Genomic DNA, 17,306 nt, shown 5'->3' on the forward strand with positions numbered 1-17,306 from the left:
ACGTCTTTGATGGACAGCTTGATACGGCCGCGGTTGTCCACGTCCAGTACCAGTACTTCCACTTCCTGACCTTCCTTGAGGATGTCGGTCACTTTCTCAACGCGAGCATCGCTCAGCATGGAGATGTGCACCAGACCGTCCTTGCCAGGCAGGATGTTGACGAATGCGCCGAAGTCGACGATGCGCTCAACCTTACCGACGTAGATCTTGCCGATCTCGGCTTCAGCGGTGATACCCAGAACGCGCTGACGTGCTGCTTCAGCTGCTTCCTTGGTTTCGCCGAAGATCTTGATCGAACCGTCGTCTTCGATATCGATCGAAGCCTTGGTTTCTTCACAGATCGCACGGATGGTCGCGCCACCTTTACCGATAACGTCACGGATCTTGTCGGTGTCGATCTTCATCGCGATCATGGTCGGAGCGTTGGCCGACAGTTCGGTACGCGACTGGCCAATGATCTGGTTCATCTGGCCGAGGATGTTCAGGCGCGCTTCCAGGGCTTGGCCCAGAGCGATCTCCATGATCTCTTCGGTGATGCCCTTGATCTTGATGTCCATCTGCAGCGCGGTGACGCCTTTGGCGGTACCGGCTACCTTGAAGTCCATGTCGCCCAAGTGGTCTTCGTCACCCAGGATGTCGGTCAGAACAGCGAATTTCTCGCCTTCTTTAACCAGACCCATGGCGATACCGGCAACTGGCGCCTTCATCGGCACACCAGCGTCCATCAGTGCCAGGGAAGCACCGCAAACGGAAGCCATCGAGCTCGAACCGTTGGATTCGGTGATTTCCGAAACCACGCGAATGGTGTACGGGAACACGTCGGCGGCAGGCAGCATGGCCGAAACCGAACGACGGGCCAGACGGCCGTGACCGATTTCACGACGACCGGCACCACCCATGCGACCACACTCGCCTACCGAGAACGGTGGGAAGTTGTAGTGCAGCATGAACGGGTCTTTTTTCTCGCCTTCCAGGGTGTCCAGCAGCTGTGCATCACGGGCAGTGCCCAGAGTTGCAACGACCAGGGCCTGGGTTTCGCCACGGGTGAACAGGGCCGAACCGTGGGTTTTTGGCAGGACACCGACTTCGATGTTCAATGGACGTACGGTCTTGGTGTCGCGACCGTCGATACGTGGCTTGCCGTTAACGATGTTTTCGCGAACGGTGCGGTATTCGATTTCACCGAAAGCCGCTTTGACGTCGGAAGCGGAAGGCTGGCCTTCTTCACCGGACAGCTTGGCAACAACCTGGTCTTTCAACTCGCCCAGGCGAGCGTAACGGTCGGCTTTGACGGTGATGGTGTAGGCCTGGGAGATCGCTTCGCCGAACTCGGCACGGATAGCGCCCAGCAGTTCGGTGGCTTCTGGCGCTGGAGCCCAGGTCCAGGTTGGCTTGGCAGCTTCGGCAGCCAGTTCCTTGACCGCGTTGATCACAACCTGGAACTCGTCGTGAGCAAACAGTACCGCGCCCAGCATCTGGTCTTCGGTCAGCTCTTTGGCTTCCGATTCAACCATCAATACGGCGTCCGAAGTACCGGCAACGACCATGTCCAGGCTCGAGGCAGCCTGTTGCTCGTAGGTCGGGTTCAGCAGGTAGCCGGTGCTTTCGTGGAAGGCAACGCGGGCAGCGCCGATCGGGCCATCGAAAGGAATGCCGGAGATCGCCAGGGCTGCCGAAGTACCGATCATCGCAGCGATGTCCGGATCGGTCTTCTTGCTGGTGGAAACGACGGTGCAGACAACCTGCACTTCGTTCATGAAGCCTTCAGGGAACAGCGGACGGATCGGACGGTCGATCAGTCGGGAAGTCAGGGTTTCTTTCTCGGAAGGACGGCCTTCACGCTTGAAGAAACCGCCAGGGATCTTACCGGCAGCGTAAGTTTTTTCCTGGTAGTGAACAGACAGAGGGAAGAAGCCCTTGCCTGGATCGGCTTGTTTTGCACCGACTACGGTCACCAATACGCTGACGTCGTCGTCAACGGTGACCAATACTGCGCCGGAGGCCTGACGGGCGATTCGGCCAGTCTCGAGGGTAACGGTCGACTGACCGAACTGGAATTTTTTGATTACCGGGTTCACGGTGTCCTACCTTCTTTTGTGGCTCTTGGGGAAACGGGTTTCTTGCGAAATTCTTGGGCAACGCCGGGAATCGGCCCGACACAATTGTCCAGGTGCTACTCAGGTAAAGCAGGTATCCAGATAAAACTTGAGGCTGGGAGCCTGCCGTGCACTGGCGGGAAACCCGCTGGTGCACGACAGACAACCAACCTCTAGCGCAATCGCTTATTAGCGACGCAGACCCAGGCGAGCGATCAGAGCGCTGTAACGGCTCACGTCCTTGCCTTTCAGGTAGTCCAGCAGCTTGCGACGCTGGTTAACCATGCGGATCAGACCACGACGGGAGTGGTGATCTTTACCGTTGGCCTTGAAGTGACCTTGCAGTTTGTTGATGTTGGCGGTCAGCAGTGCTACTTGCACTTCCGGCGAACCAGTGTCACCAACAGCTTGCTGGTAGTCAGCAACGATTTGAGCTTTTTCTTGAACGTCGAGAGCCATGAGGCAATCCTTTTATCAGGAAACTGTTTGTCGAAAAACAGTTTCAACAGGCCAGGGACAAATCCCTGTATCTAAAAATGAGTAGTGACCGTGCCTGCTGACAGCCACACTCGTTCGGTCATTCTGACCGAATCAGTCGACGCGGCGCGATGCGCCCGTCTTCGCTCACTTCACCGATACCGATGAAGCGACCATTGTGATCCTGTACCCGTACCATGCCGAACTTCGGTGCATCCGGGGCGCGAACCGGCTGGCCGTTGAGCCAGTAGAACGAGCTGTGCTCCGAGAACTGCAACAACGGCCAATCGAGCAGGCCGCTGTCCGATGGCATCAGGAAGCGATCAACCGCTTCGTTGCCGCCTTCGGCATGTACCGCTTCCAGCTCTTCCAGGGTGACGGTCTGGGCCAGCGTGAAAGGCCCGGCCTGGGTACGTCGCAGTTCTGCAACGTAAGCGCCACAACCGAGTTTTTCACCAATATCCTCCACGAGGGTACGAATATAGGTGCCTTTGCTGCAATCCACTGCCAGTCGCGCAGTATCACCTTCGAAGGCCAGCAATTCCAAGCGCGCAATAGTAACAGAACGCGGTTCGCGCTCCACTACTTCGCCAGCACGCGCCAGCTTGTACAACGGCTGGCCATCACGCTTGAGGGCCGAGTACATCGGCGGTATCTGACTGATTTGCCCACGAAAATCCGGCAGGACAGCTTCGATATCGGCGCGACCAACGGTCACCGGGCGTTCCTGCAGAACCTCACCTTCGGCGTCCGCCGTGGTGGTGGTTTTGCCCAGTTGCGCCAACGTCTCGTAACCCTTGTCCGAATCGAGCAGGTATTGCGAGAACTTGGTGGCTTCACCGAAGCACAGCGGCAGAACGCCGGTGGCCAGCGGATCGAGACTGCCGGTGTGACCGGCCTTCTCGGCGTTCAGCAACCAGCGGACCTTCTGCAAAGCCGCGTTGGAGGTGAACCCCAGCGGCTTGTCGAGCAGGATGATTCCGCTGACGTTACGACGGATACGTTTGACCTGAGCCACCGATTACTCCTTGGTGTCTTCGGCTTCTGCCGCAACCGGATGCTGATTGTCTTCAGCCACAGCGCGCTCGATCAATGCCGACAGATGCGCACCGCGCACGACGCTTTCGTCGTAGTGGAAGTGCAATTGCGGGACGCTGCGCAGCTTCATTTCGCGAGCCAGTTGCATACGCAGGAAACCGGCGGCGGAATTCAGCACCTTGATGCTTTGAGCGATGTCTTCAGCGCTGTCCTGGCCCATCACGGTGATGAAAATCTTGGCATGACCGACGTCACGGCTGACTTCCACAGCAGTAATGGTGACCAGGCCGACGCGCGGGTCTTTGACTTCGCGACGGATCAGCTGTGCCAGCTCGCGCTGCATCTGATCGCCGATACGTTGGGTACGGCTGTATTCTTTTGCCATGTCTTGTTACCTGTTACTGCCCCACGGTGAAACCCGAGGGGTCTGAAAGCGGCAAACGCCCGGCCTGACAAAAGCCAGACCGGGCGTTGCGTTTAGAGTCCGGACGTTGCGCCGCGCATCTGCATGCGGCGGCTCATCGTGGCCCTTGAAGTGCGCGAGTCAGAGGCTGCGAGCAACCTGAACCTTCTCGAAGACTTCGATCTTGTCACCGACTTTGACGTCGTTGTAGCTCTTCACCCCGATACCGCATTCCATGCCGGCACGTACTTCGGAAGCGTCATCCTTGAAGCGGCGCAGGGATTCCAGCTCGCCTTCGAAGATAACGATGTCTTCACGCAGTACACGGATTGGACGGTTACGGTGAACAACACCTTCGATAACCATGCAACCGGCGATCGCGCCAAACTTCGGCGAGCGGAACACGTCACGCACTTCGGCGATACCCAGGATGTTCTCGCGAACATCGCTGCCGAGCATGCCGGTCAGGGCTTTCTTGACGTCTTCGATGATGTCGTAGATCACGTTGTAGTAACGCATATCCAGACCTTCCTGCTCGACGATCTTGCGAGCACCGGCATCGGCACGCACGTTGAAGCCAAACAGTACAGCGTTGGAAGCCAGAGCCAGGTTGGCGTCGGATTCGGTGATACCACCGACACCGCCACCGACCACACGCACCTGCACTTCGTCGTTACCCAGGCCGTTCAAGGCACCGTTCAACGCTTCCAGCGAACCACGGACGTCGGATTTGAGGACGATGTTGAGCGTCTTCTTCTCTTCCTGACCCATGTTTTCGAAGATGTTTTCCAGCTTGCCGGCGTGAGCGCGAGCCAGTTTGACTTCGCGGAACTTGCCTTGACGGAACAGAGCCACTTCACGGGCTTTCTTCTCGTCGGCAACCACGCTCATCTCATCGCCAGCGTCCGGGGTACCGTCCAGGCCGAGAATTTCGACAGGGATGGCCGGACCGGCTTCCTTGATTGGCTTGCCGTTCTCGTCGAGCATGGCCCGAACGCGACCGTAGTTCGAACCGACCAGAACCATGTCGCCTTGACGCAGGGTACCGTCCTGAACCAGAACGGTAGCCACCGGGCCACGGCCCTTGTCCAGACGCGATTCAACCACGACACCACGGCCAGGAGCCGAAGGAGTTGCAGTCAGTTCCAGGACTTCGGCTTGCAGCAATACGGCTTCGAGCAGTTCGTCGACACCGGTACCCATCTTCGCCGAGACCGGTACGAATGGAGTATCACCACCCCACTCTTCCGAAGTCACGCCGTGGACCGACAGTTCGCTACGGATGCGATCGAGGTCAGCACCTGGCTTGTCGATCTTGTTCACAGCAACAACCAGCGGAACGCCAGCAGCCTGAGCATGCTGAACGGCTTCGATGGTTTGCGGCATTACGCCGTCGTCCGCTGCAACCACCAGGATCACGATGTCGGTTGCCTTGGCACCACGGGCACGCATTGCGGTAAACGCGGCGTGACCAGGGGTGTCGAGGAACGTCACCATGCCACGGTCGGTTTCAACGTGATATGCACCGATGTGCTGGGTAATGCCACCGGCTTCGCCAGCAGCAACCTTGGCACGACGGATGTAGTCGAGCAGGGAAGTTTTACCGTGGTCAACGTGGCCCATTACGGTCACGACTGGTGCACGGGAGAACGACTCACCTTCAAACTTCAGGGACTCGGCCAGGGAATCTTCCAGGGCGGTGTCGCTGACCAGGGTCACTTTGTGGCCCAGCTCTTCGGCAACCAGTTGGGCAGTTTCCTGATCCAGTACCTGGTTGATGGTCGCTGGAGTACCCAGTTTGAACATGAACTTGATGATTTCAGCAGCCTTGACCGACATCTGCTGAGCGAGATCGCCAACAGTGATGGTCTCGCCGATCTTCACTTCACGCACGACAGGGCCGGTTGGGCTCTGGAAACCGTGGGCGTTGCGCTTCTTCAGCTTGGCCTTGCCGCGACCACCACGACGGAAGCCATCGCTTTCTTCGTCGGTAGTACGTGGGGCAACGCGTGGCGCAGGTGCTTTTTCCTTGACCGAAGCACGATGCGGAGCGTTTTTGCGCTCGCCATCGCCACCACCGCGACGATTGTTATCGTCGGCACGTGGCTTGTCCGGACGGCGCGGCTCGTCACGCTTGCGAGCGTCTGCAGCCGGTGCGACAGCCACAACCGGAGCGCTTTCACGCACAGGCTCGGCCACTGCAACAGGCGCAGCGACAGGTTCGGCTGGAGCGGTCGGCGCAGCAGCAGGCTGGCGACGCGCTTCTTCTTCGGCGCGACGCTTGGCTTCTTCTTCAGCCTTCTGACGTGCAGCATTTTCTACTGCGCGACGTTCATCCAGTTCACGCTTGCGCTCGGCTTCGATTTCTTCCGGGCTGCGCTGTACGAAGACTTTCTTCTTGCGTACTTCAACGCTGATGCTTTTGCTGCCAGCAACACGCAGGGTGCTGGTGGTTTTACGCTGCAGCGTGATCTTGCGTGGTTCTTCCACTTTCGCCTTGTGACTGCTCTTCAAGTGAGTCAGCAGGGATTGCTTCTCACTGTCAGTCACATTTTCGTCGGCGGCGGTGTGCGGCAGACCTGCCTCACGCATCTGCTGCAACAGGCGCTCTACCGGTGTTTTGACCTCATCGGCCAGTTGTTTCACCGTGACTTGCGTCATGCACTTCTCTCCTCAGGCCGCGCCTAATTACTCGAACCAGTGGGCTCGGGCGGCCATGATCAACTTGCCGGCACGATCATCGTCAATGCCGTCGATGTCGAGCAGATCGTCAATAGACTGCTCGGCCAGGTCTTCGCGGGTAATTACGCCGCGCACCGCCAGTTCCATCGCCAAATCCTTGTCCATACCCTCAAGCGAGAGCAGGTCTTCGGCCGGATGGGCGTCTGCCAGCTTTTCCTCAGTAGCGATGGCTTTGGTCAACAAACGATCCTTGGCACGAGCGCGAAGCTCGTTGACGATGTCTTCGTCAAAGCCGTCGATGTTGAGCATCTCTTCCAACGGTACGTAGGCAATCTCTTCCAGGCTGGTGAAGCCTTCATCTACCAGCACCTGAGCCAGTTCTTCATCGACTTCAAGCTCTTCGATGAAGTTGCGCAGGATGTCGCCGGTTTCTGCTTGCTGCTTAGCCTGGATGTCCGATTCGGTCATCACGTTCAGGGTCCAGCCAGTCAACTGGCTAGCCAGACGCACGTTCTGACCACCGCGACCGATGGCCTGAGCCAGATTGTCTGCGCCAACGGCGATGTCCATTGCGTGGGCATCTTCGTCAACGATAATTGCCGCAACCTCAGCCGGGGACATGGCGTTGATTACGAACTGAGCCGGGTTGTCGTCCCACAGGACGATGTCCACACGCTCACCGCCCAACTCGCCCGACACTGCCTGGACGCGCGAACCGCGCATACCGATGCAAGCGCCCTGCGGGTCGATGCGTTTGTCCTTGGAGCGGACGGCGATCTTGGCGCGCGAACCCGGATCACGGGATGCAGCCATCACTTCGATCAGGCCTTCAGCAATTTCCGGCACTTCGATGCGGAACAACTCGATCAGCATTTCCGGCGCGGTACGCGACAGGATCAGCTGCGGGCCGCGGTTCTCGGTGCGGATTTCCTTGAGCAGTGCACGCAAGCGCACACCCACCCGGAAGGTTTCGCGAGAAATGATGTCTTCACGGGCCAGCAACGCCTCAGCGTTGTTGCCCAGATCGACGATCACGTTGTCGCGGGTCACTTTCTTCACGGTGCCGGAGATGATTTCACCCAGGCGTTCGCGGTAAGCGTCAACAACCTGAGCGCGTTCGGCTTCGCGAACCTTCTGCACGATGACTTGCTTGGCAGTCTGTGCAGCGATGCGACCAAATTCGATGGACTCGATTTTTTCTTCTACGACGTCACCGACCTTGGCACCAGGATGCGTCTCTGCAACCTTGCTCGGCCAGGTTTCAATGGCCGGATCGTCCAGGTCTGCTTCTTCGACGACCGTCCAGCGACGGAAAGTCTCATAAGCACCGGTGTGGCGATTGATTTCCACACGCAGATCAACTTCGTCCTCGAAACGCTTTTTGGTAGCAGTGGCCAAGGCCAGCTCCAGCGCTTCAAAAATTACGTTTGCCGGTACACCCTTTTCGTTGGATACCGACTCAACAACCAGCAGTACTTCTTTGCTCATCGTACGCCTCGCCTTTCGCAAGCCATTGGATCCGCGGGATCCGCGTCTCAGTCAAAACTGGGAATAATGTTGGCCTTGTCGATCATATCGATCGGCAACAGGAACTCATGGTCTTCAACCTGCACCACGACGTCCTGCTCTTCTACACCGCGCAGAAGGCCCTGAAAGTTGCGTCGACCTTCAAAAGGCGAGCGCAGCTTGATCTTCACTTGTTCACCGGCAAATTTTGCAAACTGCTCAAGAGTGAACAGTGGGCGTTCCATGCCAGGCGAGGAAACTTCAAGGGTGTATTCAACGGAGATTGGATCTTCAACATCCAGCACACCGCTGATTTGACGGCTGACAATGGCGCAATCGTCCACCAGCACGCCACCCTCTTTATCGATATAAACGCGCAACATTGAGTGGCGACCCTGGGCCGAAAACTCAATACCCCAGCATTCATAGCCTAGGGCCACGACCACCGGGGCCAGCAAGGCCTGCAACTCTTCTAGCTTGCTCGACACCTGAACCCCCTAGTGCATGTATGTGCATGCTATGCAAAATAAAAAAATGGGCGAAACGCCCATCCTTGAAACGCCGTCGAACAGCGGCGTTGAAAGTGTCCAGCTAACAAAAAGCCCCTTAAAAGGGGCTCCTTAAACTGGTTGCGGGGGCCGGATTTGAACCGACGACCTTCGGGTTATGAGCCCGACGAGCTACCAGACTGCTCCACCCCGCGACAAAGCTGGGGCGGAAGTATACGACCGATCCCCTACAGGGTCAATGTAACCTTCCACCTGCAAGAAAGCCCGCAACTGCGGGCTCTCCTGACTAATTGGTACCGAGAAGGGGACTCGAACCCCTACACCCTATGGGCACAACCACCTCAAGGTTGCGTGTCTACCAATTCCACCACCTCGGCAATACTACGTTTGAAACCCTTCTTACTTCTGCTCTTGAGCTGGAGGCACGTCAGTCGCTGGAGTAGCCGACTTTTGCTCTTGAAGCACCGGGACATCATCAGAAGCCGGTTGTTGCTTTGGAACTTCCAGTACCGCCGGGTTTGGGAGACCTACTTGAGTCAGCTGGTGAGCCTTCTCTTTAGCAAAGTAACCTAACCCCAAGCTGGTTATGAAAAAACCTGCGGCAAGTATAGCAGTAAACTTACTAAGAAAGGTAGAGGAACCTTGGCTTCCGAACACAGTATTTGAAGCACCTGCTCCGAAAGACGCGCCAGCATCCGCACCTTTACCCTGCTGCAGCAATACGAGAGCAACTACGCCCAATGCACCCAGCAGATGAAAAACGACTACGACTGTTTCCAGCATTTTTTCAGTTTCCCGCGGCGCGACAAATCGCACCGAACTCATCTGCATTCAGGGAAGCCCCACCAATGAGGCCTCCATCGATATCCGGCATGCCGAACAGTTCGACCGCATTGGCCGCCTTCACGCTGCCGCCGTATAGAAGCCGCACACCTTGTGCGACTTCAGAATTTTCTGCCGCCAACTGGGCCCGAATGGCTGCATGCACATCCTGCGCCTGTTGCGGCGAAGCAGTCAGCCCGGTACCAATGGCCCAGACCGGCTCGTAAGCAATTACTGCGTTTGCAAAAACACCGACACCCAGCTCGTCGATGATGCTGCTCAGCTGACGCGAGACAACCTCAACGGTCTTCCCCGCTTCGCGCTGCTCGAGGGTCTCCCCTACACACAACACCGGAATCAAGCCGCTTGCCTGTGCCGCTGCGAACTTGCGGATCAGCGTTGCGTCCTGCTCGCCCATAATCTGGCGACGCTCGGAGTGCCCGACAAGCACCAGGGAACAACCTGCATCCACCAACTGACTTGGCGAGACCTCGCCGGTCAGTGCACCTTGCCCGGATTCCACTGCAGAATTCTGCGCGCCGATCGAAATCGACTTTCCTTTCAAGCCATCAACCACTTGGCTGACATGCAACAAAGGCGGGAATACCGCTACATCAACACCGCTCGGCAAGGCCAAGTCACGAAGGCCGTTGATCAGCTCAGCGACGCTGGCGCGGGTACCGTGCATCTTCCAGTTACCAGCTACCATAGGGCGACGCATGCTGTACCTCGTCGGTCAAAGTGGGCGCAGATGTTACCCAACACAATCAAGGCTGGCAAGCCGAATTCAGGCAGAAACTTCACTTACCAGTTTTGCCAGCTCTTCGGCGTAACCACGAACCTGCGTTTCGTCTTCGCCTTCGACCATGACGCGCACCAAAGGCTCTGTTCCCGACTTGCGCAACAGCACACGGCCGCGCCCGGCCATCGCGCTTGTGACGCGTTCGCTTGCCTGCTTCACCGAAGGATGATCAAGCGGGCTAGCTCCTCCACCAAACCGCACATTGATCAACACTTGAGGGCACTTGCGCAGCGCTTGACGCGACTGCGCCAGACTCTCGGAGCGCGTCTTGAGCGCCATCAGAACCTGCAGCGCGGCGATGATCGCATCACCCGTAGTGGTGTGACCGAAGCAAACGATATGGCCCGAGTTCTCGCCGCCAACCAACCAATTGCGCTCCAGCAGATCAGCGATTACATATCGATCGCCGACGTTGGCACGTACAAATGGAATCGCCAGGTCCGCCAGGGCCAATTCCAGCCCCAGATTACTCATCAGCGTCCCGACCACCCCACCCTGAAGCTTGTCGCGCTCATGCAGGTCGCGGGCGATAATGTAAAGCAGCTCGTCACCATCGACGACAGTGCCGGTGTGATCGACCATCAATACACGGTCACCATCACCATCGAATGCAATTCCCAAGTCGGCGTGCTCAGCCAGCACAGCAGCCTGCAACTGCCCCATGTGGGTCGAACCGCAATTTTCATTGATGTTCAAGCCGTTGGGTTGCGCAGACAGGACGACGACATCAGCACCCAGCTCGCGAAACACGCTCGGCGCCACTTTGTAAGTCGCACCATGGGCACAGTCGAGAACGATTTTCAGCCCTGCAAAACTGGTCCCCGTAGGCACACTGCTCTTGCAGAACTCGATATAACGACCCGAGGCGTCGTTGATGCGCGTGACCTTGCCGATCTTGCTCGACTCAACCACTGTCATGGGCGTGTCCAGCAGCTCTTCAATCATCTGCTCAACTTCATCCGGCAACTTGGTGCCTTTGCCGGAGAAAAACTTGATACCGTTGTCGTCATGAGGATTGTGCGATGCACTGATCACGATACCGGCTTCTGCATGGAACGTACGCGTCAAGTAAGCGATAGCGGGAGTCGGCATCGGCCCCAGAAGCATCACATCGGCGCCCGCAGAAGTCAGGCCCGCCTCAAGTGCCGACTCAAACATGTACCCTGAGATCCGGGTGTCCTTGCCGACCAGCACCTTGCAAGCGCCCATCTTGCGGAACGCCATTCCCGCGGCCCAGCCGAGCTTGAGCATGAAGTCAGGAGTAATCGGGTATTCACCGACTCGACCACGAATGCCGTCAGTACCAAAATATTTCCTACTCATAAACGCTCCATCATTCTTATTCGGCTGATTCCACTGCGGCGATCATCCTCACCACATCGACTGTTTCGGCTACATCGTGGACGCGCAATATACGCGCACCTTTATGTGAAGCCAGCGCCGCGAGGGCAAGACCGCCATACAGGCGTTCACCTACCGGACGATTCAACGCCTGCCCAATCATGCTTTTTCGCGAAACCCCAACCAACAGGGGGCGCCCCAAGGCATGCAAGGCATCCATATGTTTGAACAAGCTCAGGTTGTGCTGCAAGGTCTTTGCGAAGCCAAAGCCAGGATCGAGAATGATCTTATCGTTGGCTATGCCCGCCGCCTCACACTGGACCATCCGCTCGGCGAGAAACTCGCCCACTTCTCTCGTGACGTCCAAGTAGTGCGGATTGTCCTGCATGTCGCCCGGCTCACCGAGCATATGCATCAGACACACGGGCAAGCCGGTCGCAGCGGCTGCATCCAGGGCACCATCGCGACGCAACGAGCGAACATCGTTGATCAAGCCGGCTCCCAGTCGCGCGGTTTCACGCATGACGGCGGGAGTCGAGGTGTCAACCGAGATAATCACATCAAGCTCGCGATGAATCCGCTCGACGACCGGCGCTACACGTTCCAGCTCCTCCAGCGGCGAAACCGCCCTGGCGCCGGGCCGGGTCGATTCACCACCGACATCAATAAGCGTCGCGCCAGCAGCCACCATCGCCTCGGCATGGCGCAAGGCCGCATCGAGCTGGCTGTACTGGCCGCCATCGGAGAACGAATCAGGGGTGACATTGAGAATACCCATGACATGCGTCTGGGCCAAATCAAGAACCCGGTTGCCGCAAGGCAACCGGGTCGAGGACTGAACAGAAGTCATTTCAAACCTTAAACGTCAGCAGCCGGGCCGCCGATAGGTGTTTCCGGACGCTCGCCCTGTACTGCTGGAGGCGTGCCGGATGCACCGGTGCCACCAGACCAGTCGCGCGGTTCGCGAGGTGTACGACCGGCCATGATGTCGTCGATCTGCTCGGCATCAATCGTTTCATACTTCATCAGTGCATCGGCCATGGCATCGAGCTTGTCACGGTTATCCGTAAGGATCTGCTTGGCCGTACCGTAGCACTGGTCAATGATGCTGCGCACCTCGGAGTCGATCAGTTTGGCTGTCTCACCGGAGAAGCTGGCACTCTGACCACCACCACCGCGACCGAGGAACACTTCACCCTCTTCTTCGGCGTACATCAATGGACCGAGCTTCTCGGAAAGACCCCACTTGGTCACCATGTTCCGCGCAATCTGGCTGGCGCGCATGATGTCATTGGAGGCACCCGTGGTGACGCCATCGAAGCCCAGGGTCATTTCTTCAGCGATACGGCCGCCGTAGAGCGAGCAGATCTGGCTGATGAGCGCGCGCTTGGACAGGCTGTAGCGATCTTCTTCCGGAAGGAACATGGTCACACCCAGCGCACGACCGCGCGGGATAATCGAGACCTTGTAGACCGGGTCATGCTCAGGCACGACGCGACCAACGATGGCGTGGCCAGCTTCGTGATAAGCGGTGTTCTGCTTTTCTTTCTCGGACATGACCATGGATTTGCGCTCGGCACCCATCATGATCTTGTCTTTGGCCAGTTCGAACTCTTTCATCTCGACGATGCGCTTGCCGGCCCGGGCAGCGAACAACGACGCTTCGTTGACCAGGTTGGCCAGGTCAGCACCGGAGAAACCAGGCGTGCCACGAGCAATCACCGCCGGGGCGACGTCGTCACCCATCGGCACTTTGCGCATGTGGACCTTTAGAATCTGTTCACGACCACGGATATCCGGCAGACCAACCACAACCTGACGGTCGAAACGGCCCGGACGCAGCAGCGCAGGGTCGAGTACGTCTGGACGGTTGGTTGCGGCAATCACGATGATGCCGTCATTCATTTCGAAGCCGTCCATCTCTACCAGCAACTGGTTGAGAGTCTGCTCGCGCTCGTCATGACCACCGCCCATGCCGGCACCACGGTGACGACCGACGGCGTCGATTTCGTCGATGAAGATGATGCATGGCGCGTGCTTCTTGGCCTGTTCGAACATATCGCGAACGCGGCTGGCACCAACACCGACGAACATTTCGACGAAGTCGGAACCGGAAATGGTGAAGAACGGCACTTTGGCTTCACCGGCAATCGCCTTGGCCAGCAAGGTTTTACCGGTACCTGGAGGACCGACCATCAGCACGCCGCGAGGAATACGACCACCCAGGCGCTGGAACTTGCCCGGATCACGCAGGAACTCGACGAGCTCGCCCACTTCTTCCTTGGCTTCGTCGCAACCGGCAACGTCAGCCAGCGTGGTTTTCACCTGATCTTCGGAAAGCAGTCGCGCCTTGCTCTTGCCGAAGCTCATCGGGCCACCCTTGCCGCCGGCTCCACCCTGCATCTGCCGCATGAAGAACATGAACACGGCGATGATCACGAGGATCGGGAAGCTGGCGACCAGGAGCTGGGTCCAGATGCTTTGCTGTTCCGGCTGCTTGCCTTCGACTACGACATGGTTATCCACCAGGTCGCCGATCAGACCGTTGTCCTGAATTGCCGGACGAATGGTCTTGAAGCTGTCGCCATCGTTGCGCTTGCCGGTAATCACGTAGCCATCAACCGCTACGCGCTCGACCTTGCCATCCTTGACCTGCTGGATGAAGTCGGAATAGTTGAGGGTCTGCGGCTCGTTAGGGCTGGAGAAGTTGTTCATCACCGTCACCAGGACTGCCGCGATGATCAACCACAGGATCAGATTCTTTGCCATATCGTTCAATTAACTACCCTCTGAAGCAAGCGCCGCTGGTGGCGCGCGCTTCGCATGATATTCACCGGCCTAACTTACTACATTACCTACGACTCTGGCAGGCGCCGTCTGTAACCCTTTGTGAAACACTTTCTACACAATATTCGCTAAAGCGCTCGGGGCGAAATACGAAAAACCTATCACCCCGCGAAAAAACCTCGTTTTACTCACTACGCCCGCAGTAACCCCAAGCCAACATGTATTGCTCGCGGGAACTGCCGCGGGAAGAGTCTGGCTTGATCATCTGGATCTTGTCGAATTTCTTGCGAGCATCCTTCAGATAAGAATCGAACCCTTCACCCTGAAAAATCTTGATCACGAAATTACCACCGGGCTTGAGTATCCGCTCCGCCAGATCAAGAGCCAGCTCACAAAGAAACATGGCCTTGGGCATGTCCACTTCAGGCGTACCACTCATATTGGGGGCCATATCGGAAATCACAAGGTCCACCTGCGAATTACCGACGGCCTCAAGGATCCGGGCAAGCACTTCGTCCTGGGTAAAGTCACCCTGGATGAAGGTCACATCCGGAATACTGTCCATTTCCAGAATATCCGAAGCGATCAGGCGCCCCTGGCCACCAATCAGCCGGCTGGTGACCTGCGACCAGCCACCGGGCGCCGCGCCCAGGTCGACAACGCTCATGCCAGGGCGGATCAGCTTGTATTTCTCCTGAATCTCCAGAAGTTTGTAACTCGCACGCGAGCGGTAGCCATCCTTCTGCGCCTGCTTCACATAGGGATCGTTGACATGTCTTTTCAGCCAACCAAGGCTTGTCTTGGAACGCGCCATTGGGCACCTCGTTGATAAGGGTCGTGATTAATTGGGCGGATCCACGAGCCCTCGGGTAAAATGGCCGCCATTTTACAGAATCCAGACGAAAGGGTCAGATTATGCCGCTCACTCAAGAGCAGAAGAAACAATACAAATCCATTGGCCACCATCTGAAACCAGTTCTGATTGTGGCAGACAACGGTTTGACTGAAGGTGTATTAGCCGAGCTTGAACGCGCACTGGCGGATCACGAACTGGTCAAGATCAAGCTCAATATCCTCGATCGCGAATCGCGCCTGGCGTCCATCGCTGAACTGTGCAAGGTCGGCAAAGCGGATCTGGTTCAGGTCATCGGCAAGATGGCGCTGATTTACCGCAAGAACTTCAGCGTCAACAAGCAGCTGTCGAACGTTCATCGCTTCAAGTGATGACAAGGGTCACGGGTGTGCTTCGCGCACCCTGCCACTCCATCCCGGCACCGGCTGCAATACCAGGACCAGCCCGGAAAAGCCCAACACCAGATAGCTGAACGCCTGCCAACGGACCGCATCCGGCCAACCGATACGCACAGCGATGAACATCGCACACGCATATAGCGCCATCAACAGCAGTTGCCCACGAATATCAAGCCAGAGACTGAAAAGACCCTCGGCCTGAATCAGCACCAGAGCCTGAAAAATCACACACGCTGCGGCAAAGCCGATCATCAGCGCATTCAGCATGCCTGCGATTTCGTCGATCAGCAGCGGCGCCAGACCTATACGGTCCAGCACCGGCAGCAGACCGATGTGCAACAGCCACAAGCCACCGACCCACAACATCTGGGTCAACTGCCAAAGCATGGCGCCCGCACGGAGCGGGCGCTTGCCTTTATTAGATGTGGCGAACTTCGACAATCTCGTACTCGATAACGCCGCTTGGCGTTTTCACCGCGACCACATCGCCCTCTTCCTTGCCGATCAAGGCACGGGCCAAGGGCGAGCCGACAGAAATCTTGCCGAGTTTGAAGTCAGCTTCATCCTCACCCACGATGTGGTAAGTGACGCTTTCATCAGTCTCGACGTTGGCGATTTCAACGGTGGTGCCGAAGATAACCTTGCCGGTATGAGGAATGGTCGTGACATCGATGATGACCTGGTTCTGAATCCGGCCTTCAATGTCGCGTATCCGCGCCTCGACCATACCCTGCTGCTCGCGGGCAGCATGGTATTCGGCGTTTTCCTTCAAATCACCCAACTCGCGGGCCGTACCGATGTCCTGGCTGAGCTTCGGACGAACGACCTTGGTCAGGTGAGCATGTTCTTCTTCCAGGGCGCGAGCGCCCTGAACGGTCATTGGGTACTTCGTTATGCTCATGCCTTCAATCCTGCGTGTAGATCCTGCAAGCGGCGCACGGTCTTTTCGGGACCGAACTTCAGCGCTTCGCAGATAGCTTCGCCAGCAGCAATGGTGGTGGTGCAGTAAATCTTGTGCTGCAGGGCATTGCGACGAATGGAATAGGAGTCAGCGATCGACTGACGACCTTCGGTGGTGTTGATGATCAGCGTGACTTCGTCATTCTTGATCATGTCGACCACGTGCGGACGACCCTCGGTCACCTTGTTCACGCGGCGCACCTTCAGGCCTGCGGCTTCAATCAGCTTGGCAGTACCGGCAGTGGCGACCACTTCGAAGCCCAAGTTGATCAGATCACGGGCCACGCCCGCAACCAGTGGCTTGTCGTCGTCACGCACGCTGATGAACGCAGTACCGCCGGTCGGCAGCACTTCGCTGGCACCCATCTGGGCTTTGGCGAACGCCTCACCGAAGGTATCGCCCACGCCCATCACTTCGCCGGTCGACTTCATCTCAGGGCCGAGGATCGGGTCAACCCCAGGGAATTTGGCGAACGGGAAAACCGCCTCTTTCACGCTGTAGAAGTTCGGAATGATTTCCTTGGTGAAACCCAATTCTTGCAGGGTTTTACCGGCCATCACGCGTGCTGCGATCATCGCCAGGGAAACACCGATGCACTTGGACACGAACGGCACGGTGCGGGAAGCACGCG

General features: G+C 57.4%; 16 protein-coding genes, 2 tRNA genes and 1 pseudogene. 1 reads left to right on the top strand and 18 read right to left on the bottom strand.

Annotated elements, in window-relative coordinates; all coding sequences use genetic code 11:
- From pnp to rlmE, 15 genes are all read right to left on the bottom strand, one after another.
- Positions 1–2,078: polyribonucleotide nucleotidyltransferase (gene pnp, locus D8U69_RS00570; RefSeq protein ID WP_130906445.1), on the bottom strand; the 2,078-nt coding region annotated here is incomplete at its 3' end.
- 207 nt (positions 2,079–2,285) lie between these two features.
- Positions 2,286–2,555, bottom strand: coding sequence for a 30S ribosomal protein S15 (rpsO, locus tag D8U69_RS00575; RefSeq protein WP_011332409.1), 270 nt, complete (start codon positions 2,553–2,555; stop codon positions 2,286–2,288).
- Positions 2,556–2,673: 118 nt separating this feature from the next.
- A complete protein-coding gene (gene truB / locus D8U69_RS00580) occupies positions 2,674–3,591 on the bottom strand; it encodes a tRNA pseudouridine(55) synthase TruB (protein ID WP_056854970.1) in 918 nt (305 codons plus the stop codon).
- Positions 3,592–3,594: 3 nt separating this feature from the next.
- Positions 3,595–3,996 carry a 30S ribosome-binding factor RbfA gene (rbfA, locus tag D8U69_RS00585; RefSeq protein WP_034148332.1) on the bottom strand — a complete coding sequence of 134 codons (402 nt, stop codon included), beginning with the start codon at positions 3,994–3,996 and terminating at the stop codon, positions 3,595–3,597.
- A gap of 159 nt (positions 3,997–4,155) precedes the next feature.
- Positions 4,156–6,675 (bottom strand): translation initiation factor IF-2, encoded by a 2,520-nt coding sequence (gene infB, locus D8U69_RS00590; RefSeq protein ID WP_130906446.1) that lies wholly within the window; start codon positions 6,673–6,675, stop codon positions 4,156–4,158.
- Between the two features lie 27 nt (positions 6,676–6,702).
- On the bottom strand, positions 6,703–8,184 hold the full coding sequence (nusA, locus tag D8U69_RS00595) for a transcription termination factor NusA (protein ID WP_056854968.1): 1,482 nt from the start codon (positions 8,182–8,184) through the stop codon (positions 6,703–6,705).
- 47 nt (positions 8,185–8,231) lie between these two features.
- Positions 8,232–8,690: a ribosome maturation factor RimP gene (gene rimP, locus D8U69_RS00600; protein ID WP_007973115.1), complete on the bottom strand. Its 459-nt coding sequence runs from the start codon at positions 8,688–8,690 to the stop codon at positions 8,232–8,234.
- Between the two features lie 138 nt (positions 8,691–8,828).
- Positions 8,829–8,905 (bottom strand) — tRNA-Met (locus D8U69_RS00605).
- Between the two features lie 97 nt (positions 8,906–9,002).
- Positions 9,003–9,088, bottom strand: a tRNA-Leu gene (locus tag D8U69_RS00610).
- 22 nt (positions 9,089–9,110) lie between these two features.
- Positions 9,111–9,494 carry a preprotein translocase subunit SecG gene (gene secG / locus D8U69_RS00615; RefSeq protein WP_017336473.1) on the bottom strand — a complete coding sequence of 128 codons (384 nt, stop codon included), beginning with the start codon at positions 9,492–9,494 and terminating at the stop codon, positions 9,111–9,113.
- A gap of 4 nt (positions 9,495–9,498) precedes the next feature.
- The gene (tpiA, locus tag D8U69_RS00620) at positions 9,499–10,254 is read right to left on the bottom strand and encodes a triose-phosphate isomerase (protein ID WP_130906447.1); all 756 of its coding nucleotides are present in this window, start codon (positions 10,252–10,254) and stop codon (positions 9,499–9,501) included.
- Positions 10,255–10,320: 66 nt separating this feature from the next.
- Positions 10,321–11,658, bottom strand: a complete 1,338-nt coding sequence (gene glmM, locus D8U69_RS00625; protein WP_130906239.1) for a phosphoglucosamine mutase — start codon at positions 11,656–11,658, stop codon at positions 10,321–10,323.
- A gap of 16 nt (positions 11,659–11,674) precedes the next feature.
- The gene (gene folP / locus D8U69_RS00630) at positions 11,675–12,526 is read right to left on the bottom strand and encodes a dihydropteroate synthase (protein WP_130906448.1); all 852 of its coding nucleotides are present in this window, start codon (positions 12,524–12,526) and stop codon (positions 11,675–11,677) included.
- Between the two features lie 8 nt (positions 12,527–12,534).
- Positions 12,535–14,445, bottom strand: a complete 1,911-nt coding sequence (gene ftsH, locus D8U69_RS00635; protein WP_130906449.1) for an ATP-dependent zinc metalloprotease FtsH — start codon at positions 14,443–14,445, stop codon at positions 12,535–12,537.
- Between the two features lie 202 nt (positions 14,446–14,647).
- Entirely contained in the window at positions 14,648–15,277 is a 630-nt protein-coding gene (gene rlmE, locus D8U69_RS00640; RefSeq protein WP_056854963.1) for a 23S rRNA (uridine(2552)-2'-O)-methyltransferase RlmE, read from the bottom strand.
- A 101-nt stretch (positions 15,278–15,378) separates the two neighbouring features.
- Here rlmE and D8U69_RS00645 point away from each other — a divergent pair, with 101 nt between their 5' ends.
- Entirely contained in the window at positions 15,379–15,687 is a 309-nt protein-coding gene (locus tag D8U69_RS00645; protein ID WP_130906450.1) for a YhbY family RNA-binding protein, read from the top strand.
- 9 nt (positions 15,688–15,696) lie between these two features.
- On the opposite strand, the gene D8U69_RS00650 is transcribed toward D8U69_RS00645, so the two are convergent.
- From D8U69_RS00650 to carB, 3 genes and pseudogenes are all read right to left on the bottom strand, one after another.
- Entirely contained in the window at positions 15,697–16,101 is a 405-nt protein-coding gene (locus D8U69_RS00650) for an MFS transporter (RefSeq protein WP_130906451.1), read from the bottom strand.
- A gap of 31 nt (positions 16,102–16,132) precedes the next feature.
- On the bottom strand, positions 16,133–16,609 hold the full coding sequence (greA, locus tag D8U69_RS00655; RefSeq protein WP_038861135.1) for a transcription elongation factor GreA: 477 nt from the start codon (positions 16,607–16,609) through the stop codon (positions 16,133–16,135).
- A 2-nt stretch (positions 16,610–16,611) separates the two neighbouring features.
- Positions 16,612–17,306 (bottom strand): annotated as a pseudogene (gene carB, locus D8U69_RS00660) (carbamoyl phosphate synthase large subunit); the annotation flags it as partial.

This window comes from Pseudomonas sp. Sample_16 (assembly GCF_004307665.1).
In the GTDB taxonomy this organism is placed as follows: Bacteria; Pseudomonadota; Gammaproteobacteria; order Pseudomonadales; family Pseudomonadaceae; genus Aquipseudomonas.

Excerpts from the sequence above, each read along its gene's own strand:
- nusA (WP_056854968.1), bottom strand. The coding sequence starts at position 8,184 with ATGAGCAAAGAAGTACTGCTGGTTGTTGAGTCGGTATCCAACGAAAAG.
- rpsO (WP_011332409.1), bottom strand. The coding sequence starts at position 2,555 with ATGGCTCTCGACGTTCAAGAAAAAGCTCAAATCGTTGCTGACTACCAG.
- ftsH (WP_130906449.1), bottom strand. The coding sequence starts at position 14,445 with ATGGCAAAGAATCTGATCCTGTGGTTGATCATCGCGGCAGTCCTGGTG.
- D8U69_RS00645 (WP_130906450.1), top strand. The coding sequence starts at position 15,379 with ATGCCGCTCACTCAAGAGCAGAAGAAACAATACAAATCCATTGGCCAC.
- glmM (WP_130906239.1), bottom strand. The coding sequence starts at position 11,658 with ATGAGTAGGAAATATTTTGGTACTGACGGCATTCGTGGTCGAGTCGGT.
- secG (WP_017336473.1), bottom strand. The coding sequence starts at position 9,494 with ATGCTGGAAACAGTCGTAGTCGTTTTTCATCTGCTGGGTGCATTGGGC.
- infB (WP_130906446.1), bottom strand. The coding sequence starts at position 6,675 with ATGACGCAAGTCACGGTGAAACAACTGGCCGATGAGGTCAAAACACCG.
- rbfA (WP_034148332.1), bottom strand. The coding sequence starts at position 3,996 with ATGGCAAAAGAATACAGCCGTACCCAACGTATCGGCGATCAGATGCAG.
- rlmE (WP_056854963.1), bottom strand. The coding sequence starts at position 15,277 with ATGGCGCGTTCCAAGACAAGCCTTGGTTGGCTGAAAAGACATGTCAAC.
- tpiA (WP_130906447.1), bottom strand. The coding sequence starts at position 10,254 with ATGCGTCGCCCTATGGTAGCTGGTAACTGGAAGATGCACGGTACCCGC.
- folP (WP_130906448.1), bottom strand. The coding sequence starts at position 12,526 with ATGACTTCTGTTCAGTCCTCGACCCGGTTGCCTTGCGGCAACCGGGTT.
- D8U69_RS00650 (WP_130906451.1), bottom strand. The coding sequence starts at position 16,101 with ATGCTTTGGCAGTTGACCCAGATGTTGTGGGTCGGTGGCTTGTGGCTG.